Below are 22,447 nucleotides of genomic sequence, written 5' to 3' on the forward strand. Positions count from 1 at the left end.
GAGCGGTGAGCAACTTGCTCACCGCTTCTCTTTTTGCTCCACGATAGCTACTCGCGAATCATTTGACGACGTAGGAAGCATTCGCAACTGTACTTGAGCCGTAGCCATTGCCAATTGCAATTGCTTTGACCATCTGTGTTGCCGACACTGTGATCGGCCCTGAGTAAAGCTTCGACGAAGTGGTGGGAGTGGATCCATCCGTAGTGTAGTAAATGGAGACTCCTGGAGTGGCATCTGTAATCGTAACGACCTGAGAACCGACGAACGTCCCATATGCTGGGGAGAATGTCGGGGTTGACGCCACAATCACGTACGACGCGCTTCCAACCGCGCTCGCACCATATCCGTTTCCTGTTGCGAGGGCCTTCACCGTTTGCGTGCTGGATACCGTAATCGGGCCGGTATAGAGCGTCGAAGACGTGGTTGGCGTTGTTCCGTCCGTGGTGTAGTAAATCGATGCCCCAGAACTACTGGTCACAGTCACAGTCTGTGGACTGGTGAACGTTCCATAAGCTGGCGAGAACTTCGGAATCGAAGCCACGATCGCGTATGAAGCACTCACCACCGCACTTGTGCCGTATCCATTGCCTGCGGCGATTGCCTTCACAATCTGTGTGCTGGATACCGTAATTGGCCCAATGTACAGCTTTGAGGATGTTGTTGGCATTGATCCGTCGGTAGTGTAGTAGATCGACGCTCCCTGACTGCCATCGCTGATCGTGACCGTCTGGGGGCTATTGAACGTCCCATACGACGGCGAGAAAGTTGGATTTGCAGCCACAATGGCATAGCTGCCACTGCCCACAGGACTCAGCGCCGTACCATTTCCGCCCGCCACAGCCTTAATGGTCATCGAACTCGAGACCGTGATCGGCCCCGTGTAAACCTTCGAGGACGCTGTGGGGGCCGAACCATCAGTCGTGTAGTAGATGGAAACTCCGGGAGCACCATCTGTGATCGTGACGGTCTGAGGTGAGTTAAATGTGCCGTAACCCGGCGAGAACACAGGAGCCGGATTGTACGACAAGGCATACACCAGATCGATCAATTCAGGAGCCGCGCCATAGTGGTTATCTCCTGGCTGATCGTACTTTACTTGGCAGTTTCCGGTCCCGCTAACCATTGTTATTGTGTTTCCGCTCACGGTACATGGGCCCGTCACAGAAATCATGACTTTGAGACCCGATGTGGCCGTGGCAGCGACATTGAATTGAGCGTTCAAGGCAGCACTTGGCAGAGCATGTGTTGTGATGAAAATCGTCTGCGGTGCACCCGTAATGGTCAGGGTTGCTGGGGTGTACTGAATTAAATAATTGGCGCCCGCAGACAACGTCCCCTGTTGAATGGCGTAAGTTCCAGCATCTTCGCCAGACTCGCGTGTTAGAACACCAGCCAACTGGTCACCTTGGAGCAGGCTTCCGCTCGTGATCCGGAAAGTCAACATTGGATCGCTCGCCCCATAGAACTTGGTTTGCGCATCCGCGACAATCGCGATGATCAGCGGCGTGACATTGATGGTTGCTGACGCTGTTTGCGTCGTGTACGTATTGCTATCCAGCGGTGTGAAGGTAACAGTCAGATTGCGCTGACCAGCAGGAAGTAGCGTGTCCACATCCGGGCTGTACTTAAAGGTGCCAGGAACTGAGACTCCATCATCAACCGCGGTCGCATTCAACTGCTCGCCGCTTAGCCTCGTGCCATACGTGATGTTGCTTGGATTCGGCCAAACGATCGTAGGAGTAATCTTGGTGATCGTTTCCACTTGCGCTGCAGAGCTGCTGCCGAGGAATCTCCCAGCAGGATCCATATACCTTGCGGTAATGCTGTGAGAGCCTGCCCCAAGCGAACTAGTACTGAACGTGGCAGTGTAAGGTGCCCTTGACGTCAAAGCGCTACTGCCAATCAGAATGCCTGCATCGTAGAACTGCACGCTTCCGGCGATCGGTCCTCCACTAACCGAAGAGACAGTTGCCGTGAATGTGACACTCTGACCAACGCTCGCATTCAGTCCTGAGGCGGCCAGAATAACCGAGACTGTGTCAGGACTGACAGAGTGTGACACGGTCGCAGAGGTTGCGCTCGTATAGAAGCGATTCCCCGTGAAGCTCACAACGACCGAATGCGTCCCAGGTTGCATATTGGCGACTTGAAACTCCAAGGGCTGGCTGCAATCAGTTCCAGTGAGCATTACAGGATCGCCCGTCGCGGCTCCATCGACAATCAGTTGCAACTGTCCCGTCGGACACGGCGTCTTTGCCGTCGTAAGTTCAAAGAGCACTGGCACGCCGTACGGCGACGGTTCTGGCATTCCTGTCAGCAGAGCCAAGCTCAGTGCAGGATCGATCTTATTAATCGTCAACATACCTGTCGCTTGGCCAACATAGTTTCCATTTCCCACCGTCGCGACCACGTTGTAACTGCCTGGATCCGTCGGCGGAACGGAAGTGGCGTCGTATCCGTCACCACTGTAGAGGACGTTGACATTCAGAGGACTGGGCGTGGTGACGACAGACACAGCCTTGGAGGCTCCATCGAATGTCTGGTTCAAATTGCTCAGCTGCACTAGCGCCGTTGCTGGCGTGATCGAGAACAGCGCCGTGTTGTAGGTAATGCTGTAATTCTGTAAGACATCTTCGGGGCTCAACGTCGCACTGATTACATACGAACCACCTGCAACATCTTCACCCGAAGTGCGGTTGTAGGTTGCGACTACCTTATCGGATGTCACGAAGCCGCTCAGCGTGCCCGTGAATGCCGGATCAGCCGAACCGTAGGTCTTAGTAGCTGCATCCGGCGTGACGGAGGCGATTGCCTTATTGACGACGAGTGTCACTGAAGTACTGGCGCCGCTGTAGTTGGTGGCGTCTGTCGGCGCAAAGGTCACATTCAGCGTTTGCGACCCTGCGCCCAAGACTGCACCCGCGGACGGCATATAGGTAAAGGTTCCCGGAACGCCTCCGCTGGTTGCATGTAGTTGTACGCCACTCAACGTCGTGCCGTACGTGATCGCATCAGGAGCATTCCAGTCGAGAACCGGAGTGGCTTTCGTTACGCTTAAAGTACCCGTAGCGGATTGGAAGCTATAGTTCGCCGCGATGATCGAACCCGTAGCAGCAGTGATGTCGTATGTTCCAACAATGCTATTGTGGTCGGCCGATGTGCTCAACACCGGTGTACCCGAAACCACCGCCTCCGCAGTTTCGCCATTCACAAATCCGCTGATCTGATAGGTAAACGTCGGATTATCTGCGCCGTAAATTCGTGTCGCGTCGTCCGGCGTTACCGTTAACACCGCACCCGTCACCTTGATTGTCGTCGAGGCGCTCTGGGCGGTGTATGTATCGCTGTCCGCAGGGGTGAATGTAACCGTCAGATTGCGCTCACCGACCGGCAGCAAGCTGCCGGCATCCGGGCTGTAAGCAAACGTACCATTCACGGGCTCACCGTTATACGTCGCGGTCGCATTCAACTGCGTGCTGTCCAGTTTGGTCCCATAAACGAAATTCGCAGGGGTGGGCCAGTTGATCACAGGAGCAATCTTATTGACCGTCTCCAGTGCCGCAGCGGAACTGCTGCCCGCGAATAGTCCGTCTGTGTTCACAAATTTCGCGATGATGCTATGCGAACCTGCGGAAAGCGTGGTGCACCATGTTGCTGTGTACGGTGCCGTGGAAGACACGGTCGCCGACCCAATTCGGACTTCATTATCGAAGAACTGAATCGTGCCAGTTAACGCCTGACCTCCGTCCATCTGACCAGGATCTACAGTCACAGTGAATGTCACATTCTCGCCCACATTTACGGTGGAACCGGAAGCAGCCAGGATTACGGAAGTAGCGTCCGGATTCACCACATGGGAGACAGCACCCGAATTCGTTGCTAGATAGATTGCATCCCCTGAGTAGCTCACTGTGACCGTGTGCGACCCCGGCGTCAAAGTCGTCAATTGCAACTCGACCGGCTGCGCGCAAGAGCTTCCATTCAGTGTGATCGGAGAACCCGAAGCGGTCCCGTCAACATAGAACTGCACCTCTCCCGTCGGACACGGTGACTTCGCGGTGGTCAGGTCGAAGTACACTCGCGTGCCATAAGCAGAAGGCTCCGGCATGCCGGTCAGCAGTGCTAGAGACAGCGCCGGGTCGATCTTGTTAATCACCAGCGTTCCCGAGGTCTGACCTTGATAGTTCGAATCTCCAGCTATCGCCACCACCGAGTAGCTACCCGGCAGCGTCGGCGGCACAGTGTTAGCTGCGTAGCTCTCGCTGGAGTACGTTACTTGGACACTCAGCGAACTCGGCATAGTGGAAACCGAAACCGCCTTGGGAGTGCCGTCGTAATTTTGGTTCAGGTTGCCCAGGGAGATAATCGCCGCCGCGGGAGTGATCGTGAACGGCGCTGTGTTGTAAATGATGTTGTAATTTGCAAGCACGTTCGCCGGACTCAGCGTGGCACTAATCAAATACGGGCTTCCCGCGACCGACTCACCGGCAGTCCGGCTATAGCTCGCAAGTACGTTGTCTGAATCTACGAAGCCCGCCAGCGTTCCAGTCAGTGCCGGGTCCTGGGTGCCGAAAGTCTTCGTCGCCACCACCGGGGTCACAGACGCGTTGGCCAATCCGACCGTCAGCGAACCTGGAACCATATTGAAGATGTAATTCGCCGCGCTCAGAGACCCTTGCGCACAGGTGATTGCATAAGGATTTCCGGCCACCGGACTCGTGGGGGTCGCTGTTGTCGAGCACACTGCTGCACCGCTTACGACCGAAGCATAATCGCTGTTCACAAAACCAGTGATTGCGTAGGTGAATTGCGGATTGGTATTGCCATATGTACGGTTGGCATTATCAGTCGTAACCGTAAGCGTAGCTGCAGATACCGTCAGGGTTCCCGCATTGAACGCCAGGTTGTAGTTCGGCGCGCTCAGCGTGCCCAGAGCTGGCGTGATCGGGTACGCACCGACTGAACTAGCTGCCGTCGCGGTTGTAGTCACGGCTGGTGCACCTGTGACTGCGGTTGCTTGTGTGTCTCCGCCCACAAATCCGCTGTACGTGAACCTAAATGCCGGATTGGCCTCTCCATAAGTTCTTGACGCATTTAGCGCTGTCACCGTCAGTGGTGCAGCCGTGATGTCTGCGCTCGTCGTCGCTGTTTGGGATGCGAGTTGGTAATTGCCAGCGTCAGTCCCGGCTATGGCGATTCCGCTCACAGACACAGCCTTGCCTGTGCCAACATTCCTGTCCGCAAACGTCGCGCTCGCGTAACTTGTGGTTAGCGTGTCACCCGCCTTGCGATTATCACTCAAGGTGACGGTGGCCGTTGCTGTGCCGTCATATGCCTTGTTCACGCCGGCCGCACTCACGCTAAGTGTTGCGGCAGAGATGTTCGCGGTCGTTGTGGCAGAAGTATTGGCCACGTAGTTGGCGGCATCGGTTCCGCTGAGGGTAATACCAGTGACACTTACCTGCTTCGCTGTGCCCACATTCTTATCGGCGAATGTGGCAGTTGAGTACGCCGTCGTCAGCGTATCGCCCGCAAGGCGGTTGTCGCTCAACGTGACACTCGCAGCCGTAGTGCCGTCGTAGGTCTTGTTCGCGGTAGTCGCAGTAATCGCCAGCGCTCGACCGGTAATTACGCCGGTGTTGTTGCTCGCAAACGTTACGCTGTAGTTGCTGCCTCCATTCCCATCGCTCACCGACCCCGTGGGCGTCAGGGTCTTGCCCACACTCACCGCCTTCGTTGCGAAGGTCTGGACGAAGCTGCCGGTGTCGCCGCTCATGAGGCTGCCGCTTGTGATCGTGGGCACGCCCGAAGAGGCCGTTGTTCCATCATATTGCTTGGTGTCTGTCGCTGCCGTAACTGTGATGGCACGTGCCGTGATCACGCCGGTGTTACTGGCAAAAGTTAAGACGTAGTTCGCACCGCCATTCCCGTCAGAGATTGTCCCAGCCGGAGTCAGAGTCTTCGCTCCGACATTCTTGTTATTAAATGTCTGAGTGAAGCTCGCCGCATCGCTTCCCACCAGCGCCGGGCTAACCGTCGGGATGCCCGTCGAAGCTACCGTCCCGTCATACTGCTTTGTATCCGCCGCAGCCGTTACCGTGATCGGCAACGCCGTAATCACACCGGTCGATATCGTCGCCTTCGTAACCGTATAGTTGTTGCCGCTATTCCCGTCACTGATCGTTCCGGCTGGAGTCAAGACATGCGTAGTGCCGACGTTCTTGGTGTCGTACGTTTCCGTCCACGTTGCCGTGTCGCCCGACACTAGCGATCCAGAAGTGATTGTCGGAATGACTGTTGATAGCACGCCGCCGTCATAAGTCTTCGTCGACGCTGCAGCTGTCACCGTGATAGGACGTGCCGTAATCACGCCAGTCGTATTGTTCGCGAACGTGACAGAGTAGTTCGCGCCACCGTTCCCGTCGCTCACAGAACCTGCCGCAGTCAGTGTAAGGTTCGAGCCTACATTCTTGCTTGCATACGTCTCGGTAAAGCTCGCAGTGTCCCCCGAGACCAGACTGCCAGAAGTGATCGTCGGAACCGAAGCGGCCGACGTCGTACCGTCATAAGCCTTCGTGTTCGCAGATGCCGCGACCGTAATCGCACGCGAAGTGATCACGCCGGTGTTGCTGGACACGAAAGTGATTGCGTAGTTCGCACCACCATTCCCGTCCGAAACCAAACCCGCCGGAGTCAGCGTAAGACTCGTGCCCACATTTTTGCTTGAATAGGTTTCAGTGAAACTCGCAGTGTCGCCCGAGACCAGCGCCCCCGATGTGATGCTCGGCACGGCGACTGCCGAGGTCGTACCGTCATAAGGTTTAGTGTTCGCGGAAGCTGTCACCGTGATCGGCAACGCCGTGATTACGCCTGTTGCGATCGCGGCCTTTGTAATGGCATAGTTGTTCCCGTCGTTACCGTCGTTGATCGTTCCCGTCGGCGTCAACACATGAGTCGTACCGAGATTCTTGTTATCGTATGTCTCGGACCATGTTGCAGTGTCACCGGAGGCCAGTGATCCAGAAGTGATCGTTGGTATAGCGGTTGATGTCACGCCGCCGTCATAAGTCTTCGTCGACGCCGCAGCCGTCACCGTGACAGGACGTGCGGTGATCACGCCGGTCGTACTGTTCGCGAACGTAACTGAGTAGTTCGCGCCGCCATTTCCATCTGAAATCGAACCTGCCGGAGTTAGCGTGAGGTTCGTACCTACATTTTTGCTGGCATACGTCTCGACAAAGTTCGCCGTCTCACCAGAGACAAGACTGCCGGAGGTGATTGTCGGAATTGCAGCGGCCGATGTCGTACCGTCATAAGCCTTCGTGTTCGTCGATGCAGTGACCGTAATCGCACGCGCTGTGATCACGCCGGCCGTACTGTTCACGAACGTGACCGAGTAGTTCGCGCCACTGTTCCCATCCGAAACAGAACCTGCCGGAACGAGCGTGAGGTTCGTACCTACGTTTTTGCTGGCATACGTCTCGGTGAAGTTCGCCGTGTCACCAGAAACCAGACTGCCGGAAGTGATCGTCGGAGCAGTTGCTGCAGAAGTTGTTCCGTCATAGGCTTTGGTATTCGCTGCAGCGGTCACAGTGACAGGACGTGCCGTAATGACGCCAGTCGTATTGTTCGCAAAGGTGACCGAGTAGTTCGCACCATTGTTCCCATCCGAAACAGAACCTGCCGGAACGAGCGTGAGATTCGTGCCCACATTCTTGCTTGCATAGCTCTCGGTGAAGGTGGCGCTGTCGCCTGAGATCAGACTTCCCGACGTGATTGTCGGAACCGAAGCCGCCGACGTTGTTCCGTCATATACCTTGCTATTCGCCGCCGCAGTGACGGTAATGGCGCGAGTGGTGATTACACCAGTGCTGATCGTTGCCTTCGTAACCGCGTAATTGTTTCCGCCATTGCCGTCAGTGATCGTGCCTGACGGCGTCAAAACATGGGCCGTACCAACGTTCTTGTTGTCATACGTTTCCGTCCAGGTCGCCGTATCACCTGAAACCAAAGATCCAGAAGTGATGCTCGGAACCGCAGCGGCTGAAGTCGTACCGTCGTATGCTTTGGAGTTTGTAGCCGCGGTAACCGTGATCGGACGAGCCGTGATCTGGCCGGTCGTATTGTTCACGAATGTAACGACGTAGTTATTGCCGCTGTTTCCATCCGAAACAGAGCCGGTAGGCGTCAGCGTCAGGTTCGTGCCCGCGTTCTTTGTTGAATAGGCTTCGGACCACGTTGCCGTATCGCCTGTAGCCAGTGAACCTGAAGTAATCGTCGGCACCGCGCTCGCCGTGGTGGTGCCATCGTAAGCTTTCGTATTCGCTGCTGCGGTAACTGTGATCGATCGAGCTGTGATGTTAGACGAAGCAGTTGGCTCAGTTAGGGTGTAGTTCGCAGAATTGGTGCCGGTGAGTGACTGGCCGGAGATGGACACCGAAATCCCAGTGCCCACATTCTTGCTGGCGAGGGTTCCTGCTGCTGTGCCCGTCAGAGTCACCGTATCGCCAGTGACTACTCCCACGAGCGTTCCAGGCGTCCCCGTAAGTGTCGCGGTTGTCGTTCCGTCGTATGTCTTGTTGCTGGCCGTAATTCCCGAAACCGTCAGCGCCTTCTGATTCACCGTAAGCGCAACTGCCGTGGACGTGCTGCCGTTATAGTCCGCATCACCACCAAATACAGCCGTGATCGAGTGACTGCCGGCAGTCAATTGACGCGCCGTTGTCGTATAAGCAGCGCTGCCGCCGCTAAGCGCTCCTGTACCCAGCGTCGTGGAGCCGTCCATAAAGGTGACCGCGCCCGTGACAGTGCTGGGCGAAACCGTCGCCGTAAACGTCACCAAGTCTCCGTAAGTAGCCGGGCTTTCTGATGGCGAGACCGAGACGGTAGTAGCAGCGCTCCCAGCAATGGTGATCGTGACCGTCTGCGACGTGTTGTCCATCGTGAACTGACAAGTGTTTACCCCTGCGGCACATCCGGAGTTGATCGTGTAGGTGCCTACACTCCAAGCCGTGATCCGGGAGTTCGTTCCCGGGACAACACTCAATGTCACCTGCGTCGTGTTTCCCATGGCCGACGTGCACGTGCCGCTCGCTGTACCCGCGCTGTCTGTACATGAGATTGATCCTGGATTGCTCGTCACAGATGCGCTTCCCGTCCCCGAAAATGCCACGGTCAAACTCTTGTTATCGGTGAACGTATTCTGTGCCTGTGCTCCAGAGGTGGTGCCTACTGCCGTTAGATAGAACCGTGCACCAAGGTCCGTTGAGTCCGGAGCCCACATTCCATACATCACATTGCCGCCCGAATCGGCGACCGTCGTCTGCAATGGCGATACGTTCGCGGTGGACGGAATCACCTGCATATATAGGTTGACTGTTTCATCCGGCTTCCACCCTGTGCCGGTCATAATCACCGGTGTTCCCGGAGCATAGTCGGCCTGATCCGTCTTGATCGTGGCAAATCCGTACAACTCGGCTGTTTTCTGATTGCTTCCGCCAGCGACGAGGAGCTGACCATCAGCCATGGGAAATAGGGCCGCGCCCGTGGCACTTGAGCGCGCGTACGTCATCGTTCCCGTGGCCGCAAACTTCCCACTCCACGGCGTGTACAGCTCAGCAGTTGCCGTATCGGCCCCGTTGAATCGACCACCGACCAGCAGCACCATGTTGTTATTAGGTAGCAGAAACGCCTGATTCCTGGCTCGTGCGTTCACCATGGAGGCAGAGACCGGATTGATTGTTCCTGTTGCCGGATCGAATATCTCAGCCGATCGCAACTCCGCGATGCCGCCATTTGTCGCAGCACCCTCTGGATAACTGCCTCCTGCGATCAGAACCGTTCCGTCCAACAGGGTTGTCGCTGTGGCATTGGCTCGGGGTGTCCCCAGATTCGGTCCTGCGTAGATCGTGCCAACCGCGGGATCATAGATTGCCGTCGAGGCCAAGGTATTTCCGTCTGCATCGGTACCACCTACTAGCAGCACACGCCCATCATGTAGTGCTGCCGCAGCATGAGCTTTCCGTGCAGGCTGCAACGCGCCACCGAATGCGAACTGTCCGCCCGAAAGGCTGAACAACTCCGCAGAGGACAGTACGCCATAGGAGTTTGCGCCTCCGGCTACCAGCACCGAATCTCCGGTCAAGGCTGCGGGGTGCCCCGTTCGAGCTTCGCTCATGGGCACCGTCGCTGACCAAGTGTCCGTGGACGGGTCATATATCTCGGCCGATGACAGTACTACCCCGTTGGCCCCTGTTCCGCCGGTCACAAGTACATATCCACCGGCGCCGCTCACGTTCTTTAAGAACGTCGCCGTGTGGCCACTTCGCGCCTCATTCATCGGGGCGACTGACTTGAACGTGCCGTCCGGAGAGTAGATTTCAGCGCTCGCCAAAACTGAGCCGGCAGCATCCACGCCGCCAGCAACAAGCACCCTTCCATCGCTCAGCGAGGCAGCAGCCGCACCGGTGCGTGCTGCAGACATAGCTCTAGTCTGAGTCCAACGTCCCGTCGCGCTGGGGGTTAGGATGAGCGACTGCGCTTTCGACATCACAGCCAAACTCAAGAACATTATCGCGACAGTGATCAGACCAGACTTGCGCATTCTTAATCCTCCAGATCGAGCAACTTGGGACAGCTAATCGGGCACACTTGGGGCGCGCACTTCTCCTCCGCGCTTCTCACGCGAAAAAGCGAGAGCGACAACAAAAACGACTGATTTTGGGGGAGGAAATCTCTCCGGAACTATTCAGTATTCCTGGTCAGAGACTTACATGTGCAAGTATTACAAGCCTCTAATAAACGGACAACTATCCTTCGGGTGTTACTCGAGGTCATCGAACGCGTTACCTAATGATTCCTGATTCGTTGATCGACACGAATGCTATTCCCATTCGCTCGCGCGTGAGCAGACGCCAAGTTCTCTTGGGCATCACCCATCCTTGAATCGCTAGGCCTGAATATTTCTATGTATCAATTTGATTAAGTCCCGAACCGCCCATTCATGTTGCGTTTTGCGCTGATTCTGAGACAACATAGATTTTCGGCTTACAAGTAAAGCGTCTCTGCCTTAACAGGCACCGCTCAAGCTTGTGCATCCAGAGCTGATTTCTGAGTCCATCGCCATTTCTTGCGGAGATTCCTGTGTCCTTGCGTCGCTTGCTGTCCCTGTTCGTCCTCTCGGTTTTCGCTTCATCCGTTTTGGCTCAGGACGCTAAGCTACCCGAGCGAGTTCAAGTGTTCGCTGGGTACTCTGGCTACAAGCCAGGTGGAAGCATTAGTGGAACCAAGGTGCCAGATTTCAAGTCGGGATGGGCGGGACAGATTGACTTCAATTGCAATCGTTGGGTTCGACTTGCTGTCGATCTCAATGGGCACTACAACAGCTTCGGCTCGGCACACGACTTTGCAGTAGGACCACAATTTGTGTTTCGTTGGAAGCCACTCACCCCATTCATCGAGGTAATGACCGGAGTACAGAACTTCGGACCAAATAATCTCCCGAACCAAAAAGCAGCCACCTACATCCTTGGTGGAGGACTCGACCTTAAGATCACCGGTCGATTCTCGATTCGTCCGTTTCAGGTCGATTACGTCAATACCTATTACACGGCCAATCTTCCGCCTAGCAGCTTGAATCCATTCAATGGATTTCGCGATCAGGCAGGGATCGTTTTCGCGCTCGGCGTGCCGGAATCTCCAAGCTACGCGTCTGCCGCATGCAGTGCGCAGCCAGAGACAGTCGAAGTCGGAACTCCTGTCGCAATATCTCTCACCGCATCCCGATTCAAGCACCATGAGAATCTCAGCTACACGTACACCTCCACCGGGGGGGTAATCACGGCCAATGCTGAAACCGCAAGATTAGACACCGCCGGACTTGCTCCGGGCAATTACACGGTAACGGGTAAGGTGTCCGACAGTCGAAAATCTCATGCCCAAAGCGCGATGTGCCAGGTTTCTGTAACCGTCTATCCGCTGCCCAAACTTGATCCAACGCTGTCGTTGAAAGCCGACCCTGCATCACTCACTTCGGGAAATCCATCGACAATCACGGCATCCGGGAGCAGTCCTGATAATCATCCTCTGAGCTATCAATGCGAGGCGACCGCCGGAAGCCTGAGTGGTAGTGGGTCGAGTTTCGTGCTCGATACGGCTGGCGTGCCGGAAGGATCCGTCGCAGTAAACTGCACTGTAACGGATGATCGCAAGCTGACGGCAAAAGCGACCACTTCGGTTTCCGTGCATATGCCTCCGCCCGTGCCCAGCGCTTCTCAGTTTGCGGTGATTGAGTTCCGGCACGACAGACTGCGCCCCACCCGCGTCGATAACGAAGCCAAGGGCAGTCTCGATCGCTTCGGCGATGCGCTCGCCGCTGCACCCGATACCAAGGGCGTAGTCGTCGGTTATGCCAGTGCCTCCGAAGCTAATGGCAAAAGCAAGCGTTCCGACGTTGCCGCGCAGCGTGCGATGAATACCAAGGATTACCTTGTCCGCTTCAAGGGAATCGATGCGGCGCGCATCGACCCACGCACTGGTAACGCCGAGGATCAGAAAGTGCAGCTCTGGATCGTTCCTTCTGGCGCCGCGTCACCCGCCCCTGACAGCACCGCAGTCGATCAGTCCAAGGTCAAAGGCGTGCCCAGAGTACCGCTGAAGACCCTGCGTCGCGGCAAGATGCAACGCAAGCCTGCGCACGCGCAATTACAGAAACCAACGCATAAATCGCCTCATACTGCGGCGGCTCACACCTCGCACCACGCCGGCGCCCGCAACCACGCGCACACGAAAGCAGCCGCGAAGGGCTAGCATCATCTCCACCCAAAAAACAAAGCCCGCGGCAGTATCCGCGGGCTTTTATCAGCTCAAGATTAAGAATTGCCAAATTACATCGCCGGCTTATCGCTCTTCTGCCCAGGCTTGATATTTGCGTGCTTCTTGGCTTGCGCAATGTACATCTTCACCTGGTTCGCCTGCTCATAATTGGGGTTTTGCTTCAGCAGCGTTTCCCAGTCGTTCACGGCTCCATTGACGTCCATCTTCGCCTGCCACTTCACGATACCGCGATTAAACATGGCATTGCCATTCTTCGGATCATCTTTGAGGGCGCGATCAAACTCCGAAATCGCATGATCAGGCTCATTCGCGTAGAACAGTGCGGTTGCGTAATCGGTGCGCACCGAAGCGTTCTTCGGATCCGCAGCCAGCGATTTCGTGTAGTAGTCAATCGCTGTTGGGAACACCTGAGCGTCGTAATACATATTTCCGATCTGTGCCAGCAGTGCCGGGTCATTCGGCTTCGACTTCAACTGCTCGAGCAGCGGAGCCGCCTGCTTGTCGGCCATGGACTTCATCTGCTCAGGAGTTGGCATCTGCTGTTGTCCCATGCCGCCGCCCATACCGGCCGGAGGCATTCCTGGCTGGGTCGCTGTAGCCGCTGCAGGAGTGCTGCTATTGCTCATTGAGCCACGTAGCAGGTAGCCAACCGCACATCCTACCACCAGGCAAAGCACCGCCATGATATAAGCCTGCGTGCTCGTCCAACTCTGGGAACCCTTCGTCCCGTTTGCTTCTGCCATTGAATTCTTCCTCGAAATAAACTGAAGCGGCTTGGCATGGTGTGTTCCACACCAGCCTTCCACGAAATCTATACTATCCCGTGGCAACTCGCGCGCGTGTGACTTCCATCACGATTTCGCCGGCCGGACGCGTTTGCGAAGAGGCGAACACCCTAGCGCGAGATAGGGTGGTTCAATCCTTTCGTGTCATTTCTCTCTCAGCATTCGTAGCCTATCGCGTTTTCACAGCAAAGGAGGCGGCTCGAAAGCCGCCTCTCTAAGCTATTTTCCCGTAATCCGTACCGCAGCCGGGTGATGCCGATTCACATTTGGAACAGTTCCCAAATATCCGTCATCTTCCCCGGCACGGTCTTTCCGTAATCGGGATTCCCATCCGGATCGCCCGCAATCTCCAGCACTAGCGGAGGCACCTGCGGAGCGGTCTTCAGCAGATCGATCGTAGCTTTCCAGTCGATCGTTCCGCCGCCCGGCCACAGATGTTCATCTTTCGATCCACGGTTGTCGTGCACGTGCACCGACCGGATCGCCGGTCTCAGCATCTCAAATGCCGCCTCCACGCCTGGAGCCAGATGCGCATGCCCCAGGTCCAGGCATACACCGATGTCGTCGTAGTGCAGAGTGTCAATCAGGTGCACCAGTTTTTCCGGCGCGGTCAACTCGTTTGGAATATTCTCCAGCAGCAATTGCACGCCCAGCGGCTTGGCAAAGGCCCGCAGATGCTCAATCGAGGTCAGCGAATGTTCAAACTTGTGCTCATCATAGGTTTCGTCCGACACCCCGATGTGCAGGACCAGCGAGGCGAACGGCATCACTTCCGCCACTTCGATTGCGCGCTTGATCTCATCCATGGCTTCGATGCGGTCCTTGCGTTCGCGCGCGGCAACGTTCAATGTGACCAGCTCCGAGCTGCCCCAATCCGCCCCGGCAAACATCGGCGCATGCAATGACAGCAGCGAGACTCCTTCCTGCGAGCGGAACCATGAAGCGATCTCGCGCACCTGCTGTGAACTCATGTAATCAAAGTGCCCACGCATCGCGAACACCTCGATCCCCTCAACGCCGCCCTTTGCCAGTTTGTCCAGAATCCCAGGATGAAGCCGCTCTTTTATATGCACATATGTCGATATAGCCTTCAGCATCCGTTCACTCCATCTCGCGGGTATAAAAAATCACTGCGGAAACTTTTACGCCTATTTCTAAAGCTCGCGACAGCTCTCCTACCACCCTACCGGCCTGCCACCGTTTCGCCCATCGCTCGCTCCGATGCGCTCTCCGGTTTTCCAATCAATGCCTACGCACTCCGCATCGCCCCAAGACCCGGCTCTCACCACCTTATGACCCATCTTCTCCAGCAGCGAGATGGTATCCGGCGATATCTGCCAGCCTTCCACCTTCAATTCATCCGGCATCCACTGATGATGGAACCGCGGAGCGTTCACCGCCCTTTGCAAGTCCTCGCCGAAATCCACCGCGTTCGTGAGCACGTTTGCCACCGTAGTGATGATCGTCGGACCGCCAGGTGAGCCAAGCACCAGCAGCAATCGTCCGTCTTTCACAACCATTGTAGGAGTCATGGCGCTTAGTGGGCGTTTACTGGGAGCGATCACATTGTTTTCTCCCTGGATCAGCCCGTACATATTCGGCACTCCTACTTTGGATGCGAAGTCGTCCATCTCATCGTTCAGCAAAAATCCCAATCCCGGCAATGTCACCCGCGAGCCAAACGAATCATTCAGCGTCGTCGTTACCGACACGGCGCCCCCTGCCTCATCCACCACCGAATAATGCGTGGTGTTCTGTTTTTCGTGGCCCACAAAAGGAGTCCGCAGGGTTGCCGTTTCATCCAGGCCCGCCATGCTTGGCCTCTGCAATCCAGAGCTCGCCGAAGCCTTGTCCGGATTGATCGTCGTCCGCCACTCCGCGGCATATTTCTTATCAATTAGCTGTGCCACTGGAATGTTCACAAAATCCGGATCGCCCAGGAACACTGCCCTGTCGAAGAACGCACGCCTGTACGCCTCACCTACCAGATGCAGATGCTGTGCCGAATTGCGTTTTGCCGCCCGCAGATCGAAGCCTTCCAGGATGTTCAGCGTCTCGACCAGCGCCACGCCGCCTGAGGATGGTGGCGGCGCGCTGAATATCTCGTATCCGCGATAGGTACCACGAATCGGTACTCGCTCTACAACCTTGTACTCTGCTAGATCCTCGGCCGTGATCAAACCTCCGCCCTTGTGAACCGCCGCTGCGATCTCCCGTGCCAACGCGCCGTGATAAAAGTCTTCCGGATCGCGCGCAATTCGTTCCAGCGTTGCCGCCAGTTCCGGCTGCTTGAACAGCTCTCCCTGCTCATAGAAGTGACCGTTCCGCTGAAAAATTCTTCGCGACACGGCATCGCGCGCCAGATCTCCGTCTCTCATGTTGGCGGCTTCATACTGCGTAATCGCGACCCCATCGCGTGCCAGTTTGATCGCTGGAGACATGACCCGTGCGAGACCCAGCTTCCCCCAACGCCGTTCGGCTTCCACCAACCCTGCTACCGTACCGGGGACGCCCGCCGACCGATACCCGAACTGGCTGTCGTCCGTTACATTTCCCTGCCGGTCCAAATACATATCCCGAGAAGCCGCCTTGGGAGCCTTCTCGCGAAAGTCCAGAAAGTGCATCTCGCCCTTAGCCGTGCGATACAGCAGAAACCCGCCGCCGCCCAAATTCCCTGCAGCAGGATGCACCACTGCCAGCGCGAACCCCACGGCTACCGCAGCATCCACCGAGTTGCCGCCGGCGCGCATCATCTCGGCTCCTACCTTGGAGGCCTCCGGGTGCACGCTCGCAACCATTACATGCCGCGCCCGAACAGGCTGAAATCCTTCACCCCAGAGTTCGCCCGGCAACATCAGGCAGAGATAAGCAACAGCCACAAGCATCCCGAGAGACCGAACGCCGCGATCCGATTGCTTCCATCGCAAGTGCTTGAAGAGGGGTTTCGTCAATTTTTGCATTCGCGATTCTCAACCTAATCTGATTCGTCGCCGAGGGTCAACCCGAGAGTTCCACTCTTGGCAGCAACAAGCTCGCGTCCTCCCCCGCAACGTGCAATTCAGGAAATTCGCCTCAGCGCGACCTTAGCCCTTCCTTCCATTCACGCCCTCTCTCGCATCTACCCTATGGCTGTACTGCCGTCGTCACAACGCCGGGAGAAGGTCGGGCCCCGTAATGGATTCTTCACGCGCCGAGCACGTCACCGATGAACGCCTGCGGGTTAGCTCCGCCGATGCGTCTCAGCCTCTTCCACTCGAGTCGGTCATCATCACCGAAGAGCTTTCCCGTCGCCCCTCGCGCCCGCCTCAACACGACGCAGAAAACCGCGCCCTCATAGCCTTGGCCCATCACATGGCGGAGTCGCCTGAAACGGTGCTCCAGAAGCTCGTCGAACTAGGCCAGGAACTCTGCCACGCGGAATCGGCTGGCATCAGTCTCATCGAGACCATCGATGGTCAGGAGGTTTTTCGCTGGAACGCCGTTTCCGGTAAGCTTCATCCAGCCGTCGGCACCATCATTCCGCGAGACTGGAGCGCCTGTGGGACGGTGGTCGATCGGCGAGCCTCACTTCTCTTCCGACACCCCGAGCAACACTACATCTCCTCCGTCGTCATCGAACCCGCTATCTGCGAGGCGCTGCTCGTTCCTTTCCACCATCACGGCAAGCCGGTTGGCACGCTCTGGGTGCTCACCCACGACGATCAACACAAATTCGACGCCGAAGACCGGCGCATCTTGCACGGCTTGGGAGAATTCGCTGCTTCCGCATGCCAAGTGCTCACGTCACTCCGAGCGCAACAGGAGTCCGAAGCCCGCTATCGCACGCTGTTCGACTCCATCGACGAAGGCTTCTGCATCGTAGAAGTCATCTTTGACAGCGGCAGCCTGCCAATCGATTACCGATTCCTGGAAGTCAATCCCGCCTTCGTTCACCAGACCGGCCTCGCCGATGCCAAGGGCAAACGCATGCGCGAGCTCGCTCCGCTACATGAACAGCATTGGTTTGACAACTACGGACGTGTCGCGCTCACCGGTGAACCCGCTCGTTTCCAGAACCGGGCCGAACAACTGGGCCGCTGGTACGATGTTTATGCCTTCCGCGTGGCGGCTCCTGCAGAGCGGCACGTCGCCATCCTCTTTCACGACATCACCGCACGCAAGCAGACCGAAGAGGCTCTGAGGGAAAGCGAAGACCGCCAGCGTACCGTTATCCAGAACCTGTCCGAGGGGTTGATCGTCATTGACCTACTCAAGGACGAAATGCACTGGAACGAAGCAGCCCTCAAGATGCACGGCTATAACGATCCAGGCCAGGAGCACAAGAAATTTTCCCAGATTGCTCCGCTGTTCGATGTACTCCGGCTCGACGGAACCCCGATTCCGTTTGAGGAATGGCCACTACCCCGCTTGCTGCGCGACGAAGAACTCCGCGACTATGAAGTCATTGTGAAAAGGAAAGCTGACGGTCACGAACGCATCTTCAGCTACACCGGCGCGCTGGTTCAAGACCGGAACGCTAAACCCAGCCTGGGGTTCCTTAATATACGCGACGTCACCGACTTGAAAAAGGCGCAACAACTGTTGATTCAGAATGAAAAGCTGGCTTCAGTCGGTCGCATGGCAGCGACCATCGCTCATGAGATTAACAACCCACTGGCGTCCGCCACCTGGCGTACAACACCCCAGGACTGCCGGACTCCGTTCGTTCCTACATCAACGTCGCGGATAGCGAACTCCGTCGCATCGCTCACATCACCCGCCAGACGCTTGGCTTTTATCGCGAAACGGGCCATCCCGCGACTCTGGGCATCCCGCAGATGCTCGACGGAACTCTGCAGCTGCTGCGGCAAAAACTGCGCAATAAATCCATCAAGGTCGAGCGTCGCTATCGTGGTTCCGGCAAAGCCTATGGAATCGAAGGCGAAGTGCGACAGATTTTCTCCAATCTCATCGCCAACAGCATTGACGCAACCTCTCGCGGCACCATCTACCTGCGCACCGATTCCTGGGATGGCCCTCGTCCCATGATCCGCGTCACCATTGCCGATACCGGACATGGCATTCCCCCTGAGGACCTGGGACGCATCTTCGAGCCGTTCTTCACCACCAAGAAGTCTTTCGGCACCGGCCTTGGCCTCTGGGTCGCCAGCGAACTGGTCAAGAAACACGAAGGCTCCATCCGCGTCCGCAGCCGAGTCGGCAAAGGCACTGTCTTCTCCATCTGGCTCCCCGGCGAGCGCCGAGGCGACCACCGCACCTCCTTCGCCTAGTAAACTGCAGAGTTTTCGCCCTGATGCGGAAAAAACCGCGATCCGCAGGGTCTTATGACGCTACCCAGCTGATAAGAATAGAAATCTCAGGCCAAAACCATATACTAGGATGGAACTTAGATTGCTAATTTTATCTAGTACCGTGCTCAAATCAACGCACGACTTCGAGAATCCAGCTCCGGTTGGATTGCGAGGTACTTGGTACCAGAGCGGAGGGCGAGTCATGTCAGAAGCAACGCAGGGAGTTCACATCGGGAAGAAGCCAGTGGGCAGTGGCCATCCCTGCTACGTGATCGCCGAGATCGGAATCAATCACAACGGTGACGTAGATCTTGCCAAGCGATTGATCAGCGTCGCAGTGGCGGCTGGATGCGATGCCGTAAAATTTCAAAAACGCACGGTGGAGATCGTGTACTCAGCCGAGGAGTTGAGCCGCCCCCGTGAGAGTCCATTCGGCAACACGAATGGCGACCTGAAGCGAGGACTCGAGTTCGGCTACGAAGAGTATCAGGAGATCGATCAATACTGCCGCGCAGTGAACATGACGTGGTTTGCGTCCTGCTGGGATGAACCGTCCGTTGACCTTATCAATCGTTTTGACGTCCCTTGCTTCAAAATCGCTTCTGCATCGCTGACGGATGACAATCTTCTTCGGCACACCCGGGCGACGGGCAAGCCGATTCTGCTCTCAACGGGCATGAGCACGCTGGAGGAAATCGACCATGCGGTGGATGTCCTTGGCAAGGAGAACCTCGTTCTCCTCCACGCCTGCAGCACCTATCCTGCTTACTACGAAGAATTGAACCTCAAGGCAATCAAAACGCTTGAGGAGCGCTATGGCATTCCAGTCGGTTATTCCGGGCATGAAACCGGATTGCCAGCTTCACTCGCAGCAGTGGCTATGGGCGCTTGTATCATGGAGCGGCACATAACGACGGACCGCGCGATGTGGGGCTCAGATCATGCTGCATCTCTCGAACCAAATGGCATCACCAAGCTTGTGAGCTATATCCGTTTGGCGGAGCGTTCCATGGGAGACGGCGTGAAGCGCGTGCTTGAACGTGAACAACCGATTATCAAGAAGCTTCGCCGCGTGGGAGCCGGCAGTGCTCATTAAACTGATCGCGATGGATGTGGATGGAGTTCTCACCGATGGTTCGTTCTGGTGGGGCCCGAACGGCGAGGAATGGAAGCGCTTCCACTTTGCCGACATCATGGGGCTGTCTCGCGCACGCAAGGCCGGAATTCGACTTGCATTGATCTCCGGAGAGGACAGTCCTCTGATCGACCGTCTCGCAACAAAGATGCAGATCGACGACGTCGAGAAGAACTGCAAGGACAAAGCGCGAGCACTTCGCGAAATCGCATCCAGGCACGGCCTCACGTTCGATGAGATATGTTTCATTGGCGATGACGTAAATGATTTGCCTGCACTGGAACTCGCTGGGTTATCCGCTGCGCCGGCCGATGCTCAGCCAAATATCCGCGAGGTGTGTGACTTCGTCGCTTCTGCAAAGGGCGGGAATGGTGCGGTACGAGAATTGATAGAAAAGGTTCTCTGCGAATACACCGTCTGCTCTGCTGCGAAGCACGGATAATGCCTATGAACGAGCTCGAGATCAGGAAAACAGCATGAAGATCCTGCTGACGGGCGGCTCAGGATTCATCGGCAAAAATCTCGTTGACAACCTAGCAGACCGATACTCAATCTGTGCCCCGACATCATCTGAGCTGAACCTGCTGGATGAGCACGCGGTGAGACAGTTCTTGCGTGTCGGCAAGTTCGATGTCGTTGTGCATTCTGCAACGACTCGATCCAATCGACGCATTGGCGCTCCGACAGACATGCTCGATCGCAATTGCCGTATGTTCTTCAACATCGTGCGCAACGCATCTCTGTTCGGCAAGATGTTGCATTTCGGGTCCGGCGCAGAATATGGGCGCGAGGGATGTCCGGCACAGATCAACGAAGACTCTTTCGATACGCGAGTGCCAAACGATCCTTACGGCTTTTCGAAGTACATTTGCTCAAAATATGCAGAGAAGATCAGCAACGTCTTCGTGCTTCGACTATTCGGTGTCTTCGGAAACTACGAGGATTGGGACGTTCGCTTTATTTCGAATGCCTGCGCCAGGGTAGTGAAAGGCCTGCCCATCGTTATAAGGCAGAACGTCGCGTTCGACTACCTGCACGTCGCGGATTTGGCTGAGCTCACATCATGGTTCATTGAACACACACCGCGTCACAAGGCGTATAACGTGTGCCGTGGGCGTATTTACTTCCTTCGTGAGTTGGCGGAGATGGTAGCAGTTGCTTCTGGTGTCAGCCCTGACATTGTGGTTCGCAATGGCGGCACAGGCGCAGAGTACAGCGGTGACAATTCACGCATGCTGCAAGAGATTGGATCATTCCAGTTTCGCGACATGAATGAATGCGTAAAGGAACTCTACAATTGGTATCAATCGCACTCGGAGATGATTGATCCGAAGTTGCTAAGGTTTGACGAGTCGGAGTGAACCGGTGAAAACGCTAAGCATCGTGACACCTTGCTACAACGAAGAACTCAATGTGCGCGAACTGTATGAGCGTGTGCGCGCAGCAATCGCGTCGCTGGGCAACTATCGCTACGAACACATCTTCATCGACAACGCCTCGACCGACAATACGCTCGGCGTGCTGAAGGTGCTTGCGGCGATGGACAAGAATGTGAAGGTGATACGGAATACCCGCAATTTTGGCCACATTCGCTCACCTATTCACGCGTTCCATCAGGCGACGGGAGATGCTGTGATCGGCTTGGCGGCTGATCTGCAGGACCCGCCAGAGATGATCGTGGACATGGTGCGGCACTGGGAAGCTGGGATTCCTGTGGTGATTTGCGTGAAGACACAGAGCGACGAAAACAGACTGATGTTCTGGATACGCAAGCGCTATTACCGCATGGTGAATCGGCTGTCGGGAATCGAGACGTACGAGAATTTCACGGGGTTTGGTTTGTATGACCGGAAGGTTGCGGACCTGATTAAATCGTTCGATGATCCGTATCCATACTTTCGTGGAATCATTGCGGAGCTAGGTTTTCCGCGGGTCGAACTGCCATTTCACCAACCGGTGCGCGTGCGTGGAGTGACGGCGAATAACTTCTATACGCTGTACGACATGGCGATGCTGGGCATCACGAATTTGTCGAAAGTGCCGCTGAGGATCGCTGTTTTCGCGGGTTTCGCAGGGGCGGCGGTTTCGGTGGTGACATCGTCTTTGTACCTGCTGTACAAGCTGCTTTTCTGGAAGAGCTTCCAGGTTGGCGTGGCTCCAATACTGATCGGGTTCTTCTTTGTGGCCTCGATAAACCTGCTGTTTTTGGGCATTTTAGGCGAATATGTGGGCGCGGTTCATACTCTGGTTCAGAAAAGGCCACTGGCCATTGAGCAGGAGAGAATCAATTTTGAGTACGGTGCGGGCGAACCTCTTGTGCCGGAAAAATTGCATTCGAGCCAGCATGGATCGTAGTGCTTCGAAAGCACTGTAAAGCAGTTTTCGATGAGCTTGGAGTAAAT

General features: G+C 56.1%; 11 protein-coding genes. 7 read left to right on the forward strand and 4 right to left on the reverse strand.

Annotation, left to right across the window (positions count from 1 at the left end):
- Nucleotides 1-58: 58 nt before the first annotated feature.
- Nucleotides 59-10,483 (reverse strand): YDG domain-containing protein, encoded by a 10,425-nt coding sequence (locus tag AC6IY8_RS13975; RefSeq protein ID WP_497775137.1) that lies wholly within the window; start codon nt 10,481-10,483, stop codon nt 59-61.
- 659 nt (nt 10,484-11,142) lie between these two features.
- On the opposite strand from AC6IY8_RS13975, the gene AC6IY8_RS13980 reads away from it, so the two are divergent.
- Nucleotides 11,143-12,807 (forward strand): OmpA family protein, encoded by a 1,665-nt coding sequence (locus AC6IY8_RS13980; RefSeq protein ID WP_497775138.1) that lies wholly within the window; start codon nt 11,143-11,145, stop codon nt 12,805-12,807.
- A gap of 77 nt (nt 12,808-12,884) precedes the next feature.
- Here AC6IY8_RS13980 and AC6IY8_RS13985 read toward each other — a convergent pair whose 3' ends face one another.
- The 3 genes from AC6IY8_RS13985 to ggt all read right to left on the reverse strand — a co-directional run bounded on the left by AC6IY8_RS13985 (nt 12,885) and on the right by ggt (nt 16,579).
- Nucleotides 12,885-13,577, reverse strand: coding sequence for a tetratricopeptide repeat protein (locus AC6IY8_RS13985; protein WP_497775139.1), 693 nt, complete (start codon nt 13,575-13,577; stop codon nt 12,885-12,887).
- 302 nt (nt 13,578-13,879) lie between these two features.
- Nucleotides 13,880-14,716: a sugar phosphate isomerase/epimerase family protein gene (locus AC6IY8_RS13990; protein ID WP_497775140.1), complete on the reverse strand. Its 837-nt coding sequence runs from the start codon at nt 14,714-14,716 to the stop codon at nt 13,880-13,882.
- A 78-nt stretch (nt 14,717-14,794) separates the two neighbouring features.
- Nucleotides 14,795-16,579: a gamma-glutamyltransferase gene (gene ggt, locus AC6IY8_RS13995; RefSeq protein WP_497775141.1), complete on the reverse strand. Its 1,785-nt coding sequence runs from the start codon at nt 16,577-16,579 to the stop codon at nt 14,795-14,797.
- 214 nt (nt 16,580-16,793) lie between these two features.
- On the opposite strand from ggt, the gene AC6IY8_RS14000 reads away from it, so the two are divergent.
- The 6 genes from AC6IY8_RS14000 to AC6IY8_RS14025 all read left to right on the forward strand — a co-directional run bounded on the left by AC6IY8_RS14000 (nt 16,794) and on the right by AC6IY8_RS14025 (nt 22,400).
- Entirely contained in the window at nt 16,794-18,647 is a 1,854-nt protein-coding gene (locus AC6IY8_RS14000) for a PAS domain S-box protein (RefSeq protein WP_497775142.1), read from the forward strand.
- Complete coding sequence (locus AC6IY8_RS14005; RefSeq protein ID WP_497775143.1) at nt 18,545-18,889, forward strand: sensor histidine kinase; 345 nt, start codon at nt 18,545-18,547, stop codon at nt 18,887-18,889. Before AC6IY8_RS14000 ends, AC6IY8_RS14005 begins: the two co-directional genes overlap by 103 nt.
- 223 nt (nt 18,890-19,112) lie before the next feature.
- A complete protein-coding gene (locus AC6IY8_RS14010; protein ID WP_497775144.1) occupies nt 19,113-20,006 on the forward strand; it encodes an N-acetylneuraminate synthase family protein in 894 nt (297 codons plus the stop codon).
- Nucleotides 19,996-20,487, forward strand: a complete 492-nt coding sequence (locus AC6IY8_RS14015; RefSeq protein WP_497775145.1) for a KdsC family phosphatase — start codon at nt 19,996-19,998, stop codon at nt 20,485-20,487. Before AC6IY8_RS14010 ends, AC6IY8_RS14015 begins: the two co-directional genes overlap by 11 nt.
- A 34-nt stretch (nt 20,488-20,521) precedes the next feature.
- Nucleotides 20,522-21,406 carry an NAD-dependent epimerase/dehydratase family protein gene (locus AC6IY8_RS14020; RefSeq protein ID WP_497775146.1) on the forward strand — a complete coding sequence of 295 codons (885 nt, stop codon included), beginning with the start codon at nt 20,522-20,524 and terminating at the stop codon, nt 21,404-21,406.
- A 4-nt stretch (nt 21,407-21,410) separates the two neighbouring features.
- A complete protein-coding gene (locus AC6IY8_RS14025) occupies nt 21,411-22,400 on the forward strand; it encodes a glycosyltransferase family 2 protein (protein ID WP_497775147.1) in 990 nt (329 codons plus the stop codon).
- Nucleotides 22,401-22,447: the final 47 nt, after the last annotated feature.

It is taken from the genome of Koromonas soli, assembly GCF_059726265.1.

Bases quoted from the DNA above. Each gene is read 5' to 3' on its own strand.
- AC6IY8_RS14010 (WP_497775144.1), top strand. From the start codon at position 19,113: ATGTCAGAAGCAACGCAGGGAGTTCACATCGGGAAGAAGCCAGTGGGC.
- AC6IY8_RS13985 (WP_497775139.1), bottom strand. From the start codon at position 13,577: ATGGCAGAAGCAAACGGGACGAAGGGTTCCCAGAGTTGGACGAGCACG.
- AC6IY8_RS14000 (WP_497775142.1), top strand. From the start codon at position 16,794: ATGGATTCTTCACGCGCCGAGCACGTCACCGATGAACGCCTGCGGGTT.
- AC6IY8_RS13990 (WP_497775140.1), bottom strand. From the start codon at position 14,716: ATGCTGAAGGCTATATCGACATATGTGCATATAAAAGAGCGGCTTCAT.
- AC6IY8_RS14020 (WP_497775146.1), top strand. From the start codon at position 20,522: ATGAAGATCCTGCTGACGGGCGGCTCAGGATTCATCGGCAAAAATCTC.
- AC6IY8_RS13975 (WP_497775137.1), bottom strand. From the start codon at position 10,483: ATGTCTGCAGCACGCACCGGTGCGGCTGCTGCCTCGCTGAGCGATGGA.
- ggt (WP_497775141.1), bottom strand. From the start codon at position 16,579: ATGCAAAAATTGACGAAACCCCTCTTCAAGCACTTGCGATGGAAGCAA.